This window comes from Klebsiella sp. GG_Kp146 (assembly GCF_040061975.1).
GTDB lineage: Bacteria > Pseudomonadota > Gammaproteobacteria > Enterobacterales > Enterobacteriaceae > Klebsiella > Klebsiella quasipneumoniae.
In genome coordinates, this window is record NZ_JBEAHA010000043.1 from 17,736 (window position 1) to 34,957 (window position 17,222).

The following is a 17,222-nucleotide window of genomic DNA, read 5'->3' on the forward strand; positions in this document are numbered from 1 at the left end:
TCCACGGCGCGGAAGGAGACGAAAATGCTCTATATCTTTGATTTAGGTAATGTGATTGTCGACATTGACTTCAACCGGGTATTGGGGGCCTGGAGCGATTTAACCCGCATCCCGCTGGCGACGCTGAAGCAGCATTTCACCATGGGAGAGGCATTCCATCAGCATGAGCGCGGCGAGCTCAGCGATGAAGATTTTGCCGCCGCCATGTGCCATGAAATGAATATGTCCCTCAGCTATGAGCAGTTTGCTCACGGCTGGCAGGCGGTGTTTGTCGCGCTGCGTCCGGAAGTGATTGCGATCATGCAAAAACTGCGTGCCCAGGGCCATCGCGTGGTGGTGCTCTCCAATACCAATCGTCTTCACACCACGTTCTGGCCGGATGAATACCCGGAAGTGCGCGCTGCCGCCGATCGCATCTATCTGTCTCAGGAGATGGGAATGCGTAAGCCTGAAGCGCAAATTTATCAGCGAGTACTGGAAGAAGAGGGTTTTTCCGCCGCAGATACGGTCTTTTTTGATGATAACGTCGATAATATAGCAGGGGCTAACCGGTTGGGGATCACCAGTATTCTGGTGACCGGGAAGAAGACCATCCCTGACTATTTCGCGAAACAGCTATGCTAAGAACCGTTCATCAAAAATTACTCCACCATACCCGGCCGCTGCTGGCGTGGCTTAAGCTGCTGTGGCGGCGTATTGATGAAGACCATATGACCACCCTGGCGGGGAACCTCGCCTATGTGTCATTACTGTCCCTGGTGCCGCTGATTGCCGTCGTGTTCGCGCTGTTTGCGGCCTTCCCCATGTTCTCCGAAGTCAGCGTGCAGATCCGCCATTTTATCTTCGCCAATTTTATTCCGGCGACCGGGGATGTGATCCAGGGATATATCGAGCAGTTCGTCGCCAATTCCAGCCGCATGACCGCCGTAGGCGCCTTTGGCCTGATCGTGACCTCGCTGCTGCTGATGTACTCGATCGACAGCGCGCTAAACACCATCTGGCGCAGCACGCGCAGCCGGCCCAAAGTTTACTCCTTTGCCGTCTACTGGATGATCCTGACCCTTGGTCCGCTGCTGGCGGGCGCCAGCCTGGCGATCAGTTCCTATCTGCTGTCGCTGCGCTGGGCAAGCGACCTGGACGGCGTAATTGATAATCTGCTCCGCCTTTTCCCGCTGATCCTCTCCTGGGCAGCATTCTGGCTGCTCTACAGTATTGTACCCACCACCCAGGTGCGGAACCGCGACGCGGTGATCGGGGCGCTGGTGGCGGCGCTGCTGTTCGAGGCAGGTAAAAAAGCGTTTGCCCTCTATATCACCACCTTTCCGTCCTATCAGCTCATTTATGGCGTGATTTCGGTGGTGCCGATTTTGTTCGTCTGGGTGTACTGGACCTGGTGTATCGTCTTGCTTGGCGCTGAAATTACTGTCACTCTCGGTGAATACCGCAAACTTAAAACAGAAGAAACAGAACAACCATGATTGCATTAATTCAACGCGTATCCCGTGCAAGCGTTACCGTGGCGGACGAAGTGACGGGCGAAATTGGCCCGGGGCTTCTGGTGCTGCTGGGGGTCGAAAAAGACGATGATGAACAAAAAGCGAATCGCCTCTGCGAGCGCGTGCTGGGCTACCGCATCTTCAGCGATGCGGAGGGGAAAATGAACCTGAATGTTCAGCAGGCGGGCGGCAGCGTGCTGGTGGTTTCGCAATTTACGCTGGCGGCCGATACCGAGCGGGGGATGCGGCCGAGCTTCTCGAAAGGTGCTGCTCCGGACCGCGCTGAGGCGCTGTATGAGTATTTTGTCGCCCGCTGTCGCCAGCAGGAAATGAACACCCAGACCGGAAGATTCGCTGCGGATATGCAGGTTTCTTTGGTCAATGATGGTCCCGTGACCTTTTGGTTGCAGGTATGACCCAGCTTCCGGGCAGGCTGCGGGTAACAAAAGAGAGTACGACTATGTATCACCTTCGTGTACCGCAAACAGCAGAAGAGTTAGAGAGCTACTATCAGTTCCGTTGGGAAATGCTGCGTAAGCCGCTGCATCAGCCTAAGGGTTCGGAACGTGACGCCTGGGATGCGATGGCGCATCATCAGATGGTGGTGGATGAAGAGGGCAACCTGGTGGCCGTCGGCCGGCTATATATCAATGCGGAGAATGAAGCTTCCATTCGCTTTATGGCCGTTCATCCCTCGGTGCAGGATAAAGGGCTGGGTACGCTGATGGCGATGACCCTCGAGTCCGTCGCGCGTCAGGAAGGGGTTAAGCGGGTCACCTGTAGCGCTCGCGAAGATGCGGTAGAGTTTTTCGCCAAGCTCGGCTTTGTCAATCAGGGGGAGATTACTACCCCGACCACCACGCCGATCCGTCATTTCCTGATGATTAAACCGGTCGCGTCGCTGGACGATATTCTCCACCGCGGCGACTGGTGCGCGCAGCTACAGCAGGCGTGGTATCAGCATATCCCGCTGAGTGAAAAGATGGGCGTGCGCATTCAGCAGTACACCGGGCAGAAATTTATTACTACCATGCCGGAAGCGGGGAATCAGAATCCGCACCACACGCTGTTTGCCGGCAGCTTGTTCTCTCTCGCCACCTTAACCGGATGGGGGCTTATCTGGCTGATGCTGCGCGAGCGGCACCTGGGGGGCACCATCATTCTGGCGGATGCGCACATCCGCTACAGTCAGCCCATTAGCGGCCGCCCCAGCGCCATTGCCGACCTCGGTTCGCTGAGCGGCGATCTTGACCGTCTGGCGCGTGGGCGTAAAGCCCGCGTGCAAATGCAGGTGGAGCTTTTTGGCGACGATAAACAGGGCGCCGTATTCGAGGGGATCTACATCGTGCTGCCGGCGAAGCCCTTTGGCTCTTACGAAGAGGGCGGCAACGAGGAAGAGTAGCCCCGGGCGGTTATCGTCCTGGCGATGCTACGCGCCAGGCGATATCCCGCATGGCCTCTCGCGCGGCGCGGCTGATCCCCCCCAGCTGAAAGAAGCCGTGGATCACCCCCAGATAGCGCTGACAGGAACTCTCCACCCCTTGCGCCATCAGCCTTCGATGCAGCGCTTCGCCCTCGTCGCGTAAAGGATCGAACTCCGCCGTCAGAATATGCACCGGCGGCAGACCGTGAAAATCGTCGCGCCAGAGCGGACTGGCATCCGGATGGTTCGCCGGCGTCGAGGCGAGGTACATTTCATAGCCGCTCAGCAGCGTGTCCCGGGTAATCACATAGTCAGCGCCGTTGCTGACGTAGCTCGCCATGCTGGCGGTGGGGTCAAGCATGGGATAAATCAGAATCAGTTGCGCGGGTTGCCACGCCGTATTCGCTTTCAGGCGCAGGGCCGTTACCAGAGCGAGGTGCCCGCCGGCGCTGTCGCCAGCCAGGGTGATGCGTGATGCGTCAACGCCAAGCTGCTCCGCGTGTCGGTGGATAATCATGACACCTTGTTCTGCGTCATCGTGCGCTGCCGGAAAGGTATGCTCCGGCGCCAGGCGGTACTGCACGGCGATCACCCGGCAGCCGCTGAACCAGGCTAGCTGACGGAGCTGATTGTCGTGGGTGGCAAAGCCGCCGCTGACAAAACAGCCGCCGTGGTAGTAGATAAGTGTCGGCAACAAGCCGCTGGCGGTGGGCGGTGAAACGATGCGGAAGTTCATCCCCTCCAGCGTGATATCCTCCACCCGCACTCTGGTTTCCATCTCCCCGGCGAGCACCGCGCTGGCGATATAGCCGGCTCTCCGATCATCAATATATTGATCGCGTGATGACGGACGCTCTGCCGCAATAAACGCCTCAACCAGCGAAGCAATCCCTTTTTCCAGCGCCATGTGAAGTTCCTTATACTGTTTTAATATCCAGTGTTATAGCCTGGATTATGGCGAAAAGACAGACTTGATGAGATCGCCTTTACGTTCTGGAAAGCGGCTCGCAAAAATGCGTGTACGCCGGCCGAGGTGCTGGATACTGCGGTTTGGCACTTGTAATGTGTGACTGGTAGCTGTACGAGCCTGATTCGATTACTGTAAGCCAATGGCGTAGCAAGATGAGCTTTATAGAAGCGCATTGAAAGACCGGGTCGCAAGTGCTTCCCGGTTTGATGAGAACTTACTCCCCTTCGCCGGGGAACATGAACGGGTTTATTGAGCTTCTGGCGAAGCCTTCCTGCTCCATGCGGGCGTCGAGCACCAGGGATGCCAAATCGTCGGCGACGGCTTCGACTTTCGGATCCTTCTCCTGATACATAATCTTCAGGTAGGTTCCGCAGTCGCCACAGCTTTCAGCTTTCACCGCAGCCTGCTCGTTGTCCAGTGACCAGTAGTGCAGATCGCGGCTCTGTTCGCAATTGCTACATTTGACGCGTACCACGTGCCACTCGGTTTCGCACAGATTGCAGTGCAGATAGCGCAGCCCCTGGGTGGTACCGATCTGCACGATGCTGGAGACCGGCATCGAGCCGCACACCGGGCAGAACTGGCGCTGTTCGCCGTATTCGGCGCGCGCTTTCCCTGGGATCAGACTGGCCATCTGCGCCCAGTAGAGCGACAGCGCGGCCCAGATGAACGGCGCTTTATCGCTGCTGACCGAGGCGAAGTCGGAAGCAAACAGCGCGCTGGCCATCTGCTCCAGCTCCTGCTCAGAGGCTTTTTCCAGATTCTCAATCACCGCCAGCGCCGGGCCGCTCATCTCCGGCTTCAGCTCGGCAATCAGCGAGTGCAGCAGCTTATGCCAGTGTTTGTCGCGCGGCAGGACGTGGATATCCAGCGGCGGCTTGCCCTGTTCGCTGGCCGCTTTAATGCGGGCGGTGAGATCCATCTGCAGCGGATGGTCGTACAGCACCACTTCCTGGGCATGGGCGATCAGCGCGGCAAAGCGCAGATAATCGCCCAGCGGGTTGTTGGCGGCCAGCTCGCGCAGGCGTTCAGCGCGGCGGTTATACAAATTTTTCAGTCTGGGGAACAGTAGCGGCGGAATGGCTTCCGCCGTGCGTTTCTCGCTCGAACCCAGCTCGTCTTGCGGGATTATGCGAATACTCATTCAGATGACTTTTCCTGTTTCTGGCGGACCTCTCGGTACCAGCGCGGGTGATGTTTCTTCGCCCACGTACTGGTGACCCAGCCTTCCACCATCGCGGTAATGGTGCCTTTCACCCAGAGGGCGGCGTAGATATGCACCATGATAACCACAATTAACGCCACTGCGGCAAATGAATGCAGCATCAGCGCAAATCGGATCACCGGGATTGAGAAAGCCGGCGCAAAATACGGACGCCAGATGATCACACCGCTCACCAGCAGCAGTACCAGGAAGATAATCGCCGCCCAGAATACGCATTTCTGGCCGAAGTTATAGCGCCCGGTATCGCCTACCTCCTCGTTGACGACGATCTTACGAATATTCTTCGCCCAAAAGATATCATCCCGATTGATTAGGTTGTGGTGCCAGTAACGGAAAAACATGATGATGAACGACGCGAACATCACCACCCCGACGAATGGGTGGAGAATTCGCGCCAGCTGCGGCGTGCCGAGGATATGCATCAGCCAGTTAAAGGACGGGAAGAAAAAGCCTAACCCGCTTACCGCCGCCAGGATGAAGCAGAAGGCGGTGACCCAGTGGTTGATGCGTTCCGGCGCCGTGTAGCGCACGATGGTGTCACGTCGTTTCATTTGCGCACCTCGTCTTTCTCTTCATGCAGGTTGTCCTCTTCCTCTTCCGCGCGGTTCGGACCGACGCCGACGTAGTGGAAGATACTGGCTGCGAAGGTCGCGGCGAAGCCGACGGCCGCCAGCGGTTTCCAGATGCCTTTCCAGAACTTGACGGTCTGGCTGATCTCCGGGTTTTCCGGCAGGCCGTGGTACAGATTCGGCTTGTCGGCATGGTGCAGCACGTACATGACGTGGGTGCCGCCGACGCCGGCCGGATCGTACAGGCCCGCATTGTCGTAACCGCGGGTTTTCAGCTCAGCCACGCGCTCGCCGGCCAGCGTTTTCATATCCTCTTTGGAGCCAAAGTGGATGGCGCCGGTTGGGCAGGTTTTCACGCAGGCCGGTTCCTGGCCGACGGTGACGCGGTCTACGCACAGGGTACATTTGTAGACGCGGTTGTCTTCCGGGTTCAGACGTGGCACATCGAAAGGACAGCCGGCGATACAGTAACCGCAGCCGATGCACTGCTCGGACTGGAAATCGACGATGCCGTTGGCGTACTGAATGATCGCGCCTTCTGACGGGCAGGCCTTCAGGCAGCCCGGATCGGCGCAGTGCATGCAGCCATCTTTGCGGATGAGCCATTCCAGCTTGTCGTTTTGCTCCACTTCCGAGAAGCGCATTACCGTCCATGACTTGGCGGTCAGGTCCGCCGGGTTGTCATACACCCCGACGTTGTGACCGACTTCATCACGAATATCGTTCCATTCGGAGCAGGCCACCTGACAGGCTTTGCAGCCGATACAGGTGGTGACGTCGATAAGCTTCGCCACCTCCTGCTGGTGGTCCCGCGCCTGAGGCGCGGGGGTGAAACCGTTAGTCGCGGAACGACGAATAATATCTTGCGATTGATAAGCCATAAGTCGTCTCCGTTACACCTTTTCCACGTTCACGAGGAAAGCTTTGAACTCCGGCGTCTGCGTGTTCGCATCACCGACGAACGGCGTCAGGGTATTGGCAATAAAGCCTTTTTTCGCCACGCCCTCATAGCCCCAGTGAATAGGAATGCCGATGGTATCGATATCCTTACCGTCCACTTTCAGCGTGCGAATACGTTTGGTCACCACCGCCTTGGCCTTGATGTAGCCGCGGTTGGAGGAGACCTTGACGGTATCGCCATGGCTGATGCCAAGCTTATTCGCCAGTTTTTCACCGATCTCCACAAACTGCTCCGGCTGCGCGATGGCGTTAAGCAGCGCGTGCTTGGTCCAGTAGTGGAAGTGTTCGGTCAGGCGGTAAGTGGTGCCGACGTACGGGAATTTCTCCGCTTTGCCCATCTGCTCGAGATCGCCTTTGAAGACGCGAGCGGCTGGGTTAGAGACCACGTTCGGGTGCAGCGGGTTAGTCCCGAGCGGCGTTTCAAACGGCTCGTAGTGTTCCGGGAACGGTCCTTCCGCCATCTTATCGATAGCGAACAGACGGCCCATCCCTTCCGGCTGCATGATAAACGGACCGACGTCGCTGCCAGGCGCGGCGGCGCTGTAGTCCGGAATATCCACGCCGCCCCATTTCGCGCCGTCCCACTTCAGCAACTGACGTTTAGGATCCCACGGTTTACCCTGTGGGTCCGCGGAGGCGCGGTTATACAGGATGCGGCGGTTGAGCGGCCATGCCCAGGCCCAGCCCAGCGTATTGCCCAGACCGGACGGATCGGCGTTATCGCGGCGCGCCATCTGGTTGCCTTCCGGCGTCCAGCTTCCGGCGAAGATCCAGCAGCCGCTGGAGGTCGTGCCGTCGTCGCGTAGCTGTGCGAAGGAGCTCAGCTGCTGCCCTTTCTTGACGATCACCGCGCCGGTCGCCGGGTCGGTAATATCCGCCAGCGCTTTACCGTTGCTTTCCATCGCCACTTCTTCCGACGCCGGCTCATGCGGTGTGGAGTAATTCCACGTCATGTTGAGCACTGGCTCTGGCGCCGGGCCACCCTCTTCGGCATACATCTTACGCAGGCGAGTGAAGATACCGGCGAGGATTTCGCCATCGGTGACAGCGATCCCCGGGGCGTCCGCACCTTTCCAGTGCCACTGCAGCCAGCGGCCGGAGTTGACGATAGACCCGTTCTCTTCGGCGAAGCAGGTGGACGGCAGACGGAACACTTCGGTCTGGATTGTCGACGGGTCAACATCGTTCGACTCACCGTGGTTTTGCCAGAAGGTGGACGTTTCGGTATTGAGCGGGTCGATGGTCACGAGGAACTTCAGCTTCGACAGGGAAGCGACGACCTTGTTTTTGTTCGGGAACGAGGCGACCGGGTTAAAGCCCTGGCAAATATAGCCATTCACTTTGCCCTGATTCATCATCTCGAAGTACTGCAGAACGTCGTAGCTCTTATCCCATTTCGGCAGCCAGTCAAAGCCCCAGCTGTTTTCTGCTGTCGCTTTATCGCCGAAGAAGGCTTTCATCATGGAGACGAAGAACTTCGGATAGTTGCCCCAGTAGTTGACCTGGTCTTTCAGCAGCGGCTTCGGCGTGTTAGCCGTCAGGTAGGTCTGCAGGTCGGCCTGTTTTTCGTTAGGCAGCGACATGTAGCCCGGCAGGCTGGTAGAGAGCAGGCCGAGGTCGGTCAGACCCTGGATATTGGAGTGGCCGCGCAGGGCGTTGACGCCGCCGCCTGCCATCCCCATGTTGCCGAGCAGCAGCTGGATCATCGCCATGGTGCGGATGTTCTGCGCGCCGATGGAGTGCTGGGTCCAGCCGAGAGCGTACAGGAACGACGCGGTTTTATCCGGCGCGCTGGTTTCGGCAATGTATTCACAGACTTTGAGGAAGTCGGCCTTCGGCGTACCGCAGATGTTTTCGACCACATCCGGGGTATAACGGGAAACGTGCTGCTTCAGCAGGTTCCAGACGCAGCGCGGATGTTGCAGCGTGGTATCGCGTTTGGCGAAGCCGTTTTCGTCCAGCTCATAGTTCCAGCTGGTTTTGTCATACTGGCGTTTTTCTGCGTTATAGCCGCTGAACAGCCCGTCGTCGAAGCTGTAGTCCTCACGCACGATCAGGCTGGCGTTGGTGTAGGCTTCGGTGTATTCGCGGTTGAATTTTTCGTTATTCAGCAGGTACAGGATCACGCCCGACAGGAAGGTAATGTCGGTACCGGAACGAATCGGGGTATAGAAATCAGCCACCGACGCTGTACGCGTGAAGCGCGGATCGATAACGATGAGTTTGGCACCGTTATGGATTTTGGCTTCCATCGCCCAGCGGAATCCCACCGGATGCGCTTCAGCGGCGTTACCGCCCATCACCACGATCAGGTTGGCGTTCTTAATATCCACCCAGTGGTTGGTCATCGCACCGCGACCAAATGTTGGAGCAAGACTTGCTACCGTTGGTCCGTGTCAGACACGCGCCTGGTTATCCACCGCCAGCATCCCGAGGGCGCGGGTGAATTTTTGCGTTAAATAGCCGGTTTCGTTACTGGAAGCGGAGGCGCACAGCATCCCGGTGGTCAACCAGCGGTTGACGGTGGTGCCGGCGTCGTTTTGTGCGATAAAGTTGGCGTCGCGGTCCTCTTTCATCAGCTTCGCGATGCGATCGAACGCTTCGTCCCAGCTGATTTGCTGCCATTTATCGGAGCCTGGCGCGCGATATTCCGGGAATTTCAGGCGGCTTTCAGAATGGATAAAGTCCACCAGACCGGCCCCTTTCGGACAGAGCGCACCACGGTTAACCGGATGATCCGGATCGCCTTCGATATGGAAAATGGATGCTTTGGCGTTTTTTGCGCCGTCGCCGAGGCTATACATCAACAGCCCACAGCCGACAGAACAGTATGTGCAGGTGTTACGGGTTTCGCGTGTGCGCAGCAATTTGTACTGCCGTGTCTCCGCGAGCGCAGTTGCCGGGGCAAAGCCCAGCGCTGCTGCCGTGGTTCCCGCCATACCGCCAGCGCAGATCTTAAAGAACTGCCTTCTGCTGACCTGCATGGTTCGCTCCTTGTTTCGACATTGTCACATGTAGTTATTTGCTTTGCGGTGAAGGCCGCAAAGGTTCAGAATTAGGGCATATTTCCCTCATTCCTGAAGGGATAAAAACAGAATACCACATTGTGTGTATGCCTGTTCCAATACGGTTAAAGCAAAGTGAACAAGAAGCCTCTCGAACAAATCGAAAATGTGACGAATATCACAGGATATCGCCAGGTCTCCCTCTGGAAGCGCGAGGATCTGCAACACCCTCAGCCAGATGAGTTAGCGGAAGAGGTCCCCGTCGCGCTGGTCTACAACGGTATCTCCCACGTAGTGATGATGGCCACGCCGAAAGACCTCGAGCAATTCGCCGTCGGCTTCTCCTTATCCGAAGGGATTATTGAGCATCGGCGGGAGATTTTCGGCATGGACGTGGTGTCGATGTGCAACGGCCTTGAGGTGCAGATTGAACTCTCCAGCCGGCGTTTTATGGGGCTCAAAGCCCGGCGACGCGCGCTGGCCGGGCGCACCGGCTGCGGGGTATGCGGCGTCGAGCAGCTCAATGATATTGGTAAGCCGGTCCAGCCGCTGCCGTTCACCCAGACGTTCGATCTCGCCAACCTCGACCAGGCTCTGGCGCATCTTAACGACTTTCAACCGATCGGCCGACTCACCGGCTGCACCCACGCGGCCGCCTGGGTCCGGTCGACGGGCGAACTGGCGGGCGGTTTTGAAGACGTCGGCCGGCATGTGGCGCTGGATAAACTGCTCGGCCGGCGGGCGGAAATCGGCGAGGGCTGGCTGCCTGGCGCCGCGCTGGTATCCAGCCGCGCCAGCTATGAAATGGTGCAGAAAGCCGCGATGTGCGGCGTCGAGATCCTGTTCGCGGTATCAGCAGCTACTACCTTAGCGGTGGAAGTCGCCGAGCGCTGCAACCTGACGCTGGTGGGCTTTTGCAAGCCGGGCAGGGCGACGATCTACACCCACCCGCAGCGTTTGAATGCGGGTTAAAAGTTGATCAGTAAATTTGAACAATGACAGCAAATCCTTCCGCTTTTTGTTTGGTGATGTGCGGGCTACTATTTAACACATCAAGGCACAACGCCTTATCTAAACAACTAAATGAAAGGGTTTATCTCATGAAAAGCATCAAAACTTTTGTCGCAGTAATCGCTATGGCCGCCTCTTTTGCTTCCTTCGCTGCTGAAACCGTCACCGCTACCGCGACAACGATGGACGGCGCGGAAGCGAAAATCGCCGCGCAGGCCCAGGCAGCAGGCGCTTCGTCTTACAAAATTACCGAAGCGTTTACCGGCAACCGCGTGCATATGACTGCGGAACTGAACAAATAAGCGTAACGTTACTGTCGAAAGAGCGCCTCAGGGCGCTTTTTTTGTTTCCGCTTTGGCAAAAAACAGCCACTATTTCCCACCGCCGCGAAAAAAATGTGGCAGTACTCACGTTTCCGTTCTTTTCTTAAATCCCCATTATTACCGCAAATGAAACATCTTCAATGCTGAATATCTCGATGTTTTAACGCTATGAAATATAAAGATATTAAAACCAGAAAGCGATGAAGATCACTCTCTTTTAATGAGATGTTTATCACAAAAATAAGCGTGATATCACTCCTGTCAACTATTCACGGACCTAATTTAATACGCATTATGTGATCTCCATTGCAAATAGAAGTCTTGCAGTCAGGGAAAAATGTCGTCAGGCAAATGAGCGAGGAAGCGTCATGAAAATTGGCATCGTTATTAGCGGCGGGGATGTTTCGGGAATGAATAATTTTATATTCCAGATTGCCAGGCAGGCTGATGCCGAGATCACCCTGTTTAATGGCGGTATTCCTGGCCTGCTGGAGAAAAATCATCAGGATATCGCGTGGCGCGATCTGGTTGATTTCTCTATTACCGCTGTGCCGATCATTACCTCCGGACGCACCAGTCGCAAACTGCAGCGCAGCGAATATGAAATGATTGCTAAAAAACTTAAATCGTTGCGTATTGATGTGCTTATTATGGCCGGGGGGGATGGCAGCCTGCAGTTTCTCAATACCCTAAGTGAATTTGATATTAATTGCTTTGGCGTGGGAATGACTATCGATAATGATGTGTATGGCAGTGATTATACGATTGGTTTTTCCACGGCCTGCGAGCAGATTATTAAAGAAGTCTCCCGTTTAAGAAATACCGGAAGAGCGCTGCCGGGGCGGGTTTTTATGGTTGAGATATTAGGAGGTTATTGTGGAGAACTAACGTTACAGTCCGCCATTAAATGCAATGCGGATATTGCCCTGATCCCGGAGGCGCAGATGCCGCTGGCCATGCTTGCGGAACGGATTACCCGGAAGCTGAGCATGCAGAACAGCGTCGTTATCCTCTGCTCAGAAGGCTACACCAAAGAGTACTCTCCCGGCTTTCAGGGAGCGATTGATACCATGATCAAACAGCTGGAACCGCAAATTGGCGTCCGTATCCGTAAAACGATTGTCGGCTATGGCTTACGCAGCGGTGAACCGACCTGTGAAGAGATTTATCAGGGCACCATTATGGCCAGTGAGGTGGTTCGCTGTATTCAGTCAGGTATGAAAAATAAAGCCATAATAATTAATTCCAGTAATAAACCTATTCCGATTGATTTAGTCAGTATGAAAAAACGTCTGGTCGATACTGAAGGACATCATTATAAACTTGCCAAGCAACTCAATATTATTTGAGGAGACCCTCCATGCTGAAAATTTTATGCGTATGTGGCTGCGGCCTCGGTTCAAGCTTTGCCATTGAAATGACGGCGAAGGCAGTTTTAAAAAAGCTGGAAATTCCCGCTCATATTGAACACACCACCGTATCCGAAGCCGGAGCCTTTAAATCGGATATGATTTTGACGCAAAAAACCTTTGCCGACATCTTAACTGCCGATGCCACTGAAGAGGAAATTAAACGCGTCGTGGTGCTCAATAAACTTACGGATAAAGAGGAAATTGAAACCAAAATCGTCGCATTCTTAAAAGAACGTCATCTGAAGGTGGCTGATTATGAATAGCTTCGTTGCGTTTATCGTTAAGGATTTACTTGGTCAGGCATCTATTCTTATTGCTTTTATTGCCATGCTTGGCCTGATCCTGCAAAAGAAATCCCCGGGAAAAACCGCGGAAGGGACGTTTAAAACGCTGCTCGGCTTCTTAATTATGATGGCCGGGATCAACATCATTGTCGCCACGCTAACCTTCCTCAACGATATCTTCACCCAGGGGTTTGGCATGAAGGGCTACATTACCGATGTGGCCGCCATCGCCGGGTTAGCGAATCGGGAATTAGGTTCGGAAGTGGCGCTGACGCTGTTGGTGATCTTTGCCGTCAATATTATTATCGCCCGTCTGACGCCGCTAAAATATATTTTCCTGACCGGTCAGGCGCTGCTGTGGATGGCGACGATCGGCGCCGTGATTGGCTATAAATCCGGGCTCACCGGCGTACCGCTGATTTTAACCGGGGGCATCTTCGGCGGCGTGATGGCGGTGTTAATGCCGGCCCTGGCGCAGCCGGTGGTCAGGCGCATAACCGGGTCTGACGACGTAGCCCTGGGGCACTTCTGTACCATCGGTTATCTGGTGCAGGCCGCCGTCGCGAAGGTCGTCGGCAAAGGTTCCCGCTCCACGGAAGATCTCGAGCTGCCTGATAACTTTAAGTTTCTGCAGGATACCTATCTGGCCATGGCGGTGGTGATGGTGCCGATGTATCTCATCCCGGCTATCGCGGCGGGCCCGCAGTACATCGCGCAGTTCTCCGGCGGGATTAACTACCTGATGTATGCCTTTATGCAGTCCATTCAGTTTGTCGCCGGGGTTTTTGTCCTCTATAGCGGCGTGCGTTTATTGCTCAACGAGCTGGTGCCGGCCTTTCGCGGTATCGCAATGCGTATTGTCCCGGATGCGAAGCCGGCTCTCGATTGCCCGGTACTGTTTCCTTATGCGCCGAATGCGGTGATTGTCGGATTTCTGGCGACGACCGTCGGCTCGATTATCGGCATGCTGGTCTTCCCAATGTTCGGTCTGGCGATGATCCTCCCCGGGCTGTTAACCAACTTTTTCGCCGGCGGCACGGCAGGGGTATTTGGCAACGCGCTGGGCGGACGCCGCGGGGCAATGATCGGCGGGGTTATTCACGGTCTGTTTATCACGTTTCTGCCGGCCATTCTGGTGCCCATGCTGGAGAGTTACGGCTTTACGGGCGTCACCTTCAGCGACTCTGACGTCATCAGCTCGGGTCTGGTATTAGGCCACGCCTTCCAGAATAACTGGCTCTTTGTCGCCTTATTTATTGTGTTTGTCGCCGCACTGGCATGGTTTGTCAACGGGAAATCCGCTAAGCCGAAAGGGGAAAATGTTCATGAGTCTGTATAATTTCAATGAGATTTTAAAAATCGCCCAAGAGAGAAATTTTAAAGCGATTGGCTCGTTTAACTTGCACTGTATTGAGATGCTACCGGCATTTTTCAAAGCCGCGCAAAACAGCCACAGCCCGTTAATGATCCAAATTTCAACCGGGACCGCGGAGTACCTCGGCTATCGTTTGCTGGTCGACGCCGTGCGTTCATTAGCGGACAGTGAAAATATTCCAACCTGTCTGCATCTTGACCACTGCTCAGATATTAAGGCCATCGAGACGGCAATGAACGCGGGCTTTTCGTCGGTGATGTACGACGGCTCACATTTAAGCCTTGAGGAAAATATCGGTAATACGCGAATAGTGGTGGAAATGGCCCGCCCGCGCAATATTACGGTAGAAGGCGAACTGGGGGCGATCGGCGGGTCAGAGGATGGAAAAGCGGTGGCGGCGGAAGATATCTGTTTTACCACCGTCGAAGACGCAAAACGCTTTGTGGAGGAGACCCAGGTCGATATGCTGGCCGTCTCGGTGGGCACTGTGCATGGCCTCTACACCGGTAAAGCGCAGATACAGCACCAGCGGCTGAAACAGATTAGCGCGGCGACCGGCGTGCCGCTGGTGCTGCATGGCGGTACCGGTGTCAGCGATGAGGATATGCGGCTGGCCGTCACCGAAGGGATTAATAAAGTGAACGTCGGGACGGAAATGAACGTGCAGTGGGTTGACCGCTGTAAAACGACGTTTGAGAAAGGGAAAGTGAATGACAGCGTACGGAAATTCTTAATTCCCGCCAACCAGGCTGTCACTGATGTCTTAATGGAAAAAATGGCGTTATTTAAATAACGTTTTCTCCGTCACTCTCTATTTCGTTGCCCTGTCTTCCGCCAGGGAGGGAACTTGCTATGTTTGAATCATTGAAAACGTTGTGGAAAAAAGAGCAAACCCCGCTGCAGGATTATGATCAACAGTCCCGTCAGTTGGCGGAGGAGATTGCCAGGCTGGAAGGCGAACTACAGCGCCAGCCTGGCAATAGCGAGGTGCAAAAAACATTGATGCTGACTTACAACCGGGCGCTATCCATATATGCCAAAAGCACCACCCACCGGCAGGATATTGATACGCTGTTTCTGCAGATTGATAATTTACGCAATATTATTCGCCGCAATATTTAGGAATACAGCATGACCATAAAAGAACTGCTTATTGAGGCCGATGCCATTCAGGTTGGCGTTGTGGAGTCCGACTGGCAGCGGGTAATAAAGCTGGCTGCCCGCCCGCTGGAGGCAAAAGGCTTTATTTCGACCGAATATAGCCAGGCGGTGATCGACAATACCCTGAACCATGGCGCCTATTACGTTTTCGATGAAGGTATTGCTATCCCCCATGCCCGACCCGAGTGCGGCGTCAGACGCAACTGCTTTAGCCTGGTGCTGTTGGAAAAGCCGATTCCCTTTGCAGACAGTGAAAAGGCCGACATTGTCATTATGTTTGGCGCCCGGGATAGCAATGCGCATATCGAGGAGGGGATCCGCTCCATCGTCGCGCTGCTGGATAACAATGACACGATGGCCAAACTGCGGATGGCCCGCAGCCGGGAGGAGGTTATCGCATTACTATGAACAGACATCTGACCCCAGTCTGCAAAACGGCTATTTTAATCAACGGCATTCCGGCTTCGGGGAAGAGTACCATCACCCGTTTGCTGGCGGAGACCTTCAGCCTGCCGGTATTGACGATCGACGGCATCAAAGAGCCGTTTATGGCGCGTCTGGCCCCGGTCGACCGGCCAATGAATCGCCAACTGGGCTGTGCGGCGTATGAGGTGATCTGGTCGATTGTCGGCGCATCGCCTGCCAGCATGGTCTGGTTGATCGACGCCTGGTTCGGCTTCCAGCCCCGGGAGACCTTGCAAAAATTGCTGCAGCAGGCGGGCGTGGAGCAGGTGATTGAGATCTGGAACCATATCACCCCCGAGCTGGCGGTCGCGCGCTATGCCTCGCGGCTGGCGACGCGGTCACCGGGCCACCCCGGCGAAGAGTATCTGCCGGAGCTGGCCCAGCTGGCCGGGCGTGCGCAGCCCATGTCTTTAGGGCCCCTTCTGACGATAGACCAGCGGTGCCCGCTGGAGATAACGCCGGTTATTCACTGGCTTGAAGGCACAATTAGCGGACAACGCACCGGCCTGGCGAATTTCGCATACCCGTCCTAGGGCATACCCGCCAGCCGCAGCAGCGCCGTCACCACCGCCGCGGCGATAATTACGCCGATCAGCGGCACCTTGCGCCAGGCGAGGAACACGGCGACGGCAACGCCCAGAACGCGCGCCATGCCGGCGAAATGCGCGCCTTCATAGAAAGTGGTGGCCAGGGCGACGGAAAAAAGCAGCACCGTCGCCGCATCGGAAAGCAGCGCCTGCGAGCGCTCGGAAAAGGCCAGCCGATTACCAAGCTTCGCGCCGCCAAGACGCATCAGATAGGTTCCCAGCGACAGGATGGCGATACCGGCGATAAACAGCGTCATATTGCCCATTATTTTTTCCTCGACAGTAAACCAAACAGCGAGAGCAGCACCGGAAGCCCGGTAGGCGCAAACGGCACGGCGGCAAGCGCCAGCGCGGCGCCGCTGGCGGCGCGGATCAGCGTGGTACGGTTTTTAAAGGCCGGGATCACCAGCGCCAGCAGGATTGCCGGGAAGACCGCATCAAGCCCGATGGTCTCCGGCGCCGGCAGCAGTTTGCCGACGGCCGCGCCGGTGAGCGTACCCAAAGGCCAGATCAGCGCCACGCCGGCGCCGCACAGCCAGTAGGCCGCTTTGCGCTGCGCGGGGGTGGGCTGCGACAAGCCAAAGACCACGCTCTCGTCGTTCATAATGTGGCACCCGATAAAGCTTAAGGCGCGCTGACCCACCAGTTCACGCACGGTCACCCCGAAAGGGATATGACGCGCGTTGACTAACAGGCCAGCGGCGGCGGCGGCCAGTGGGCTACCGCCGCTGGCGACAATGCCGATAAACATAAATTCAGAGGCGCCCGCCAGCACGGACATCGAAAGCACGAGCGGCACCCATAAGGGGAAGCCGTAAGCCACTGCCAGCGACCCATAGGACATGCCCACCACCCCGACGGCGAGGCAAACTAAAGCAATCGCTTTTATCGTGTCTCCGCTGAGACTGGAGAGAGTTTGTTTCATATCACTTAGCTATATCGAACGAATTTCCATT

At 56.0% G+C, this 17,222-nt stretch carries 20 protein-coding genes; 13 read left to right on the forward strand and 7 right to left on the reverse strand.

Going from position 1 to position 17,222, the window contains the following annotated elements; translation table 11 throughout:
- The first annotated feature begins 24 nt into the window (after positions 1 to 24).
- The 4 genes from yihX to fabY are packed head-to-tail and all read left to right on the forward strand — an operon-like array spanning position 25 to position 2,898.
- The gene (gene yihX, locus ABLU95_RS24580; RefSeq protein WP_017899838.1) at positions 25 to 624 is read left to right on the forward strand and encodes a glucose-1-phosphatase; all 600 of its coding nucleotides are present in this window, start codon (positions 25 to 27) and stop codon (positions 622 to 624) included.
- Positions 618 to 1,478 carry a virulence factor BrkB family protein gene (locus ABLU95_RS24585; protein ID WP_004203625.1) on the forward strand — a complete coding sequence of 287 codons (861 nt, stop codon included), beginning with the start codon at positions 618 to 620 and terminating at the stop codon, positions 1,476 to 1,478. Before yihX ends, ABLU95_RS24585 begins: the two co-directional genes overlap by 7 nt.
- Entirely contained in the window at positions 1,475 to 1,912 is a 438-nt protein-coding gene (gene dtd, locus ABLU95_RS24590; protein WP_004203627.1) for a D-aminoacyl-tRNA deacylase, read from the forward strand. The genes ABLU95_RS24585 and dtd overlap by 4 nt, the downstream gene beginning before the upstream one ends.
- A 44-nt stretch (positions 1,913 to 1,956) precedes the next feature.
- Positions 1,957 to 2,898, forward strand: coding sequence for a fatty acid biosynthesis protein FabY (gene fabY / locus ABLU95_RS24595; RefSeq protein WP_004178031.1), 942 nt, complete (start codon positions 1,957 to 1,959; stop codon positions 2,896 to 2,898).
- A gap of 10 nt (positions 2,899 to 2,908) precedes the next feature.
- On the opposite strand, the gene ABLU95_RS24600 is transcribed toward fabY, so the two are convergent.
- The 5 genes from ABLU95_RS24600 to fdnG all read right to left on the reverse strand — a co-directional run bounded on the left by ABLU95_RS24600 (position 2,909) and on the right by fdnG (position 9,627).
- A complete protein-coding gene (locus ABLU95_RS24600) occupies positions 2,909 to 3,826 on the reverse strand; it encodes an alpha/beta hydrolase (protein ID WP_065883488.1) in 918 nt (305 codons plus the stop codon).
- Between the two features lie 277 nt (positions 3,827 to 4,103).
- Positions 4,104 to 5,033: a formate dehydrogenase accessory protein FdhE gene (gene fdhE, locus ABLU95_RS24605; protein ID WP_004203631.1), complete on the reverse strand. Its 930-nt coding sequence runs from the start codon at positions 5,031 to 5,033 to the stop codon at positions 4,104 to 4,106.
- Entirely contained in the window at positions 5,030 to 5,665 is a 636-nt protein-coding gene (gene fdoI, locus ABLU95_RS24610) for a formate dehydrogenase cytochrome b556 subunit (RefSeq protein ID WP_004203632.1), read from the reverse strand. The genes fdhE and fdoI overlap by 4 nt, the downstream gene beginning before the upstream one ends.
- Positions 5,662 to 6,564, reverse strand: coding sequence for a formate dehydrogenase subunit beta (gene fdxH / locus ABLU95_RS24615; protein ID WP_002882822.1), 903 nt, complete (start codon positions 6,562 to 6,564; stop codon positions 5,662 to 5,664). Before fdxH ends, fdoI begins: the two co-directional genes overlap by 4 nt.
- A 12-nt stretch (positions 6,565 to 6,576) precedes the next feature.
- A complete protein-coding gene (gene fdnG / locus ABLU95_RS24620; RefSeq protein WP_182962358.1) occupies positions 6,577 to 9,627 on the reverse strand; it encodes a formate dehydrogenase-N subunit alpha in 3,051 nt (1,016 codons plus the stop codon).
- Between the two features lie 156 nt (positions 9,628 to 9,783).
- On the opposite strand from fdnG, the gene fdhD reads away from it, so the two are divergent.
- The 9 genes from fdhD to ABLU95_RS24665 all read left to right on the forward strand — a co-directional run bounded on the left by fdhD (position 9,784) and on the right by ABLU95_RS24665 (position 16,212).
- Complete coding sequence (fdhD, locus tag ABLU95_RS24625; RefSeq protein WP_023291500.1) at positions 9,784 to 10,620, forward strand: formate dehydrogenase accessory sulfurtransferase FdhD; 837 nt, start codon at positions 9,784 to 9,786, stop codon at positions 10,618 to 10,620.
- Between the two features lie 128 nt (positions 10,621 to 10,748).
- Positions 10,749 to 10,961 (forward strand): YdgH/BhsA/McbA-like domain containing protein, encoded by a 213-nt coding sequence (locus ABLU95_RS24630; protein ID WP_023291501.1) that lies wholly within the window; start codon positions 10,749 to 10,751, stop codon positions 10,959 to 10,961.
- Between the two features lie 389 nt (positions 10,962 to 11,350).
- Positions 11,351 to 12,331 carry a 6-phosphofructokinase gene (locus tag ABLU95_RS24635; protein WP_032454459.1) on the forward strand — a complete coding sequence of 327 codons (981 nt, stop codon included), beginning with the start codon at positions 11,351 to 11,353 and terminating at the stop codon, positions 12,329 to 12,331.
- A gap of 11 nt (positions 12,332 to 12,342) precedes the next feature.
- A complete protein-coding gene (locus ABLU95_RS24640) occupies positions 12,343 to 12,657 on the forward strand; it encodes a PTS sugar transporter subunit IIB (RefSeq protein WP_004203640.1) in 315 nt (104 codons plus the stop codon).
- On the forward strand, positions 12,650 to 14,017 hold the full coding sequence (locus ABLU95_RS24645) for a PTS sugar transporter subunit IIC (RefSeq protein WP_004203642.1): 1,368 nt from the start codon (positions 12,650 to 12,652) through the stop codon (positions 14,015 to 14,017). Before ABLU95_RS24640 ends, ABLU95_RS24645 begins: the two co-directional genes overlap by 8 nt.
- Positions 14,004 to 14,846, forward strand: coding sequence for a class II fructose-bisphosphate aldolase (locus tag ABLU95_RS24650; RefSeq protein WP_032429032.1), 843 nt, complete (start codon positions 14,004 to 14,006; stop codon positions 14,844 to 14,846). The genes ABLU95_RS24645 and ABLU95_RS24650 overlap by 14 nt, the downstream gene beginning before the upstream one ends.
- 59 nt (positions 14,847 to 14,905) lie before the next feature.
- A complete protein-coding gene (locus ABLU95_RS24655) occupies positions 14,906 to 15,175 on the forward strand; it encodes a hypothetical protein (protein ID WP_017899833.1) in 270 nt (89 codons plus the stop codon).
- Positions 15,176 to 15,184: 9 nt separating this feature from the next.
- Entirely contained in the window at positions 15,185 to 15,622 is a 438-nt protein-coding gene (locus tag ABLU95_RS24660; RefSeq protein WP_130939759.1) for a PTS sugar transporter subunit IIA, read from the forward strand.
- Entirely contained in the window at positions 15,619 to 16,212 is a 594-nt protein-coding gene (locus ABLU95_RS24665) for an AAA family ATPase (RefSeq protein WP_348880454.1), read from the forward strand. The genes ABLU95_RS24660 and ABLU95_RS24665 overlap by 4 nt, the downstream gene beginning before the upstream one ends.
- Here the strand turns inward: ABLU95_RS24665 and ABLU95_RS24670 are convergent.
- Positions 16,209 to 16,532, reverse strand: coding sequence for an AzlD domain-containing protein (locus ABLU95_RS24670; RefSeq protein WP_008807893.1), 324 nt, complete (start codon positions 16,530 to 16,532; stop codon positions 16,209 to 16,211). The genes ABLU95_RS24665 and ABLU95_RS24670 overlap by 4 nt on opposite strands.
- The gene (locus tag ABLU95_RS24675; protein ID WP_072421422.1) at positions 16,532 to 17,191 is read right to left on the reverse strand and encodes an AzlC family ABC transporter permease; all 660 of its coding nucleotides are present in this window, start codon (positions 17,189 to 17,191) and stop codon (positions 16,532 to 16,534) included. Before ABLU95_RS24675 ends, ABLU95_RS24670 begins: the two co-directional genes overlap by 1 nt.
- Positions 17,192 to 17,222: the final 31 nt, after the last annotated feature.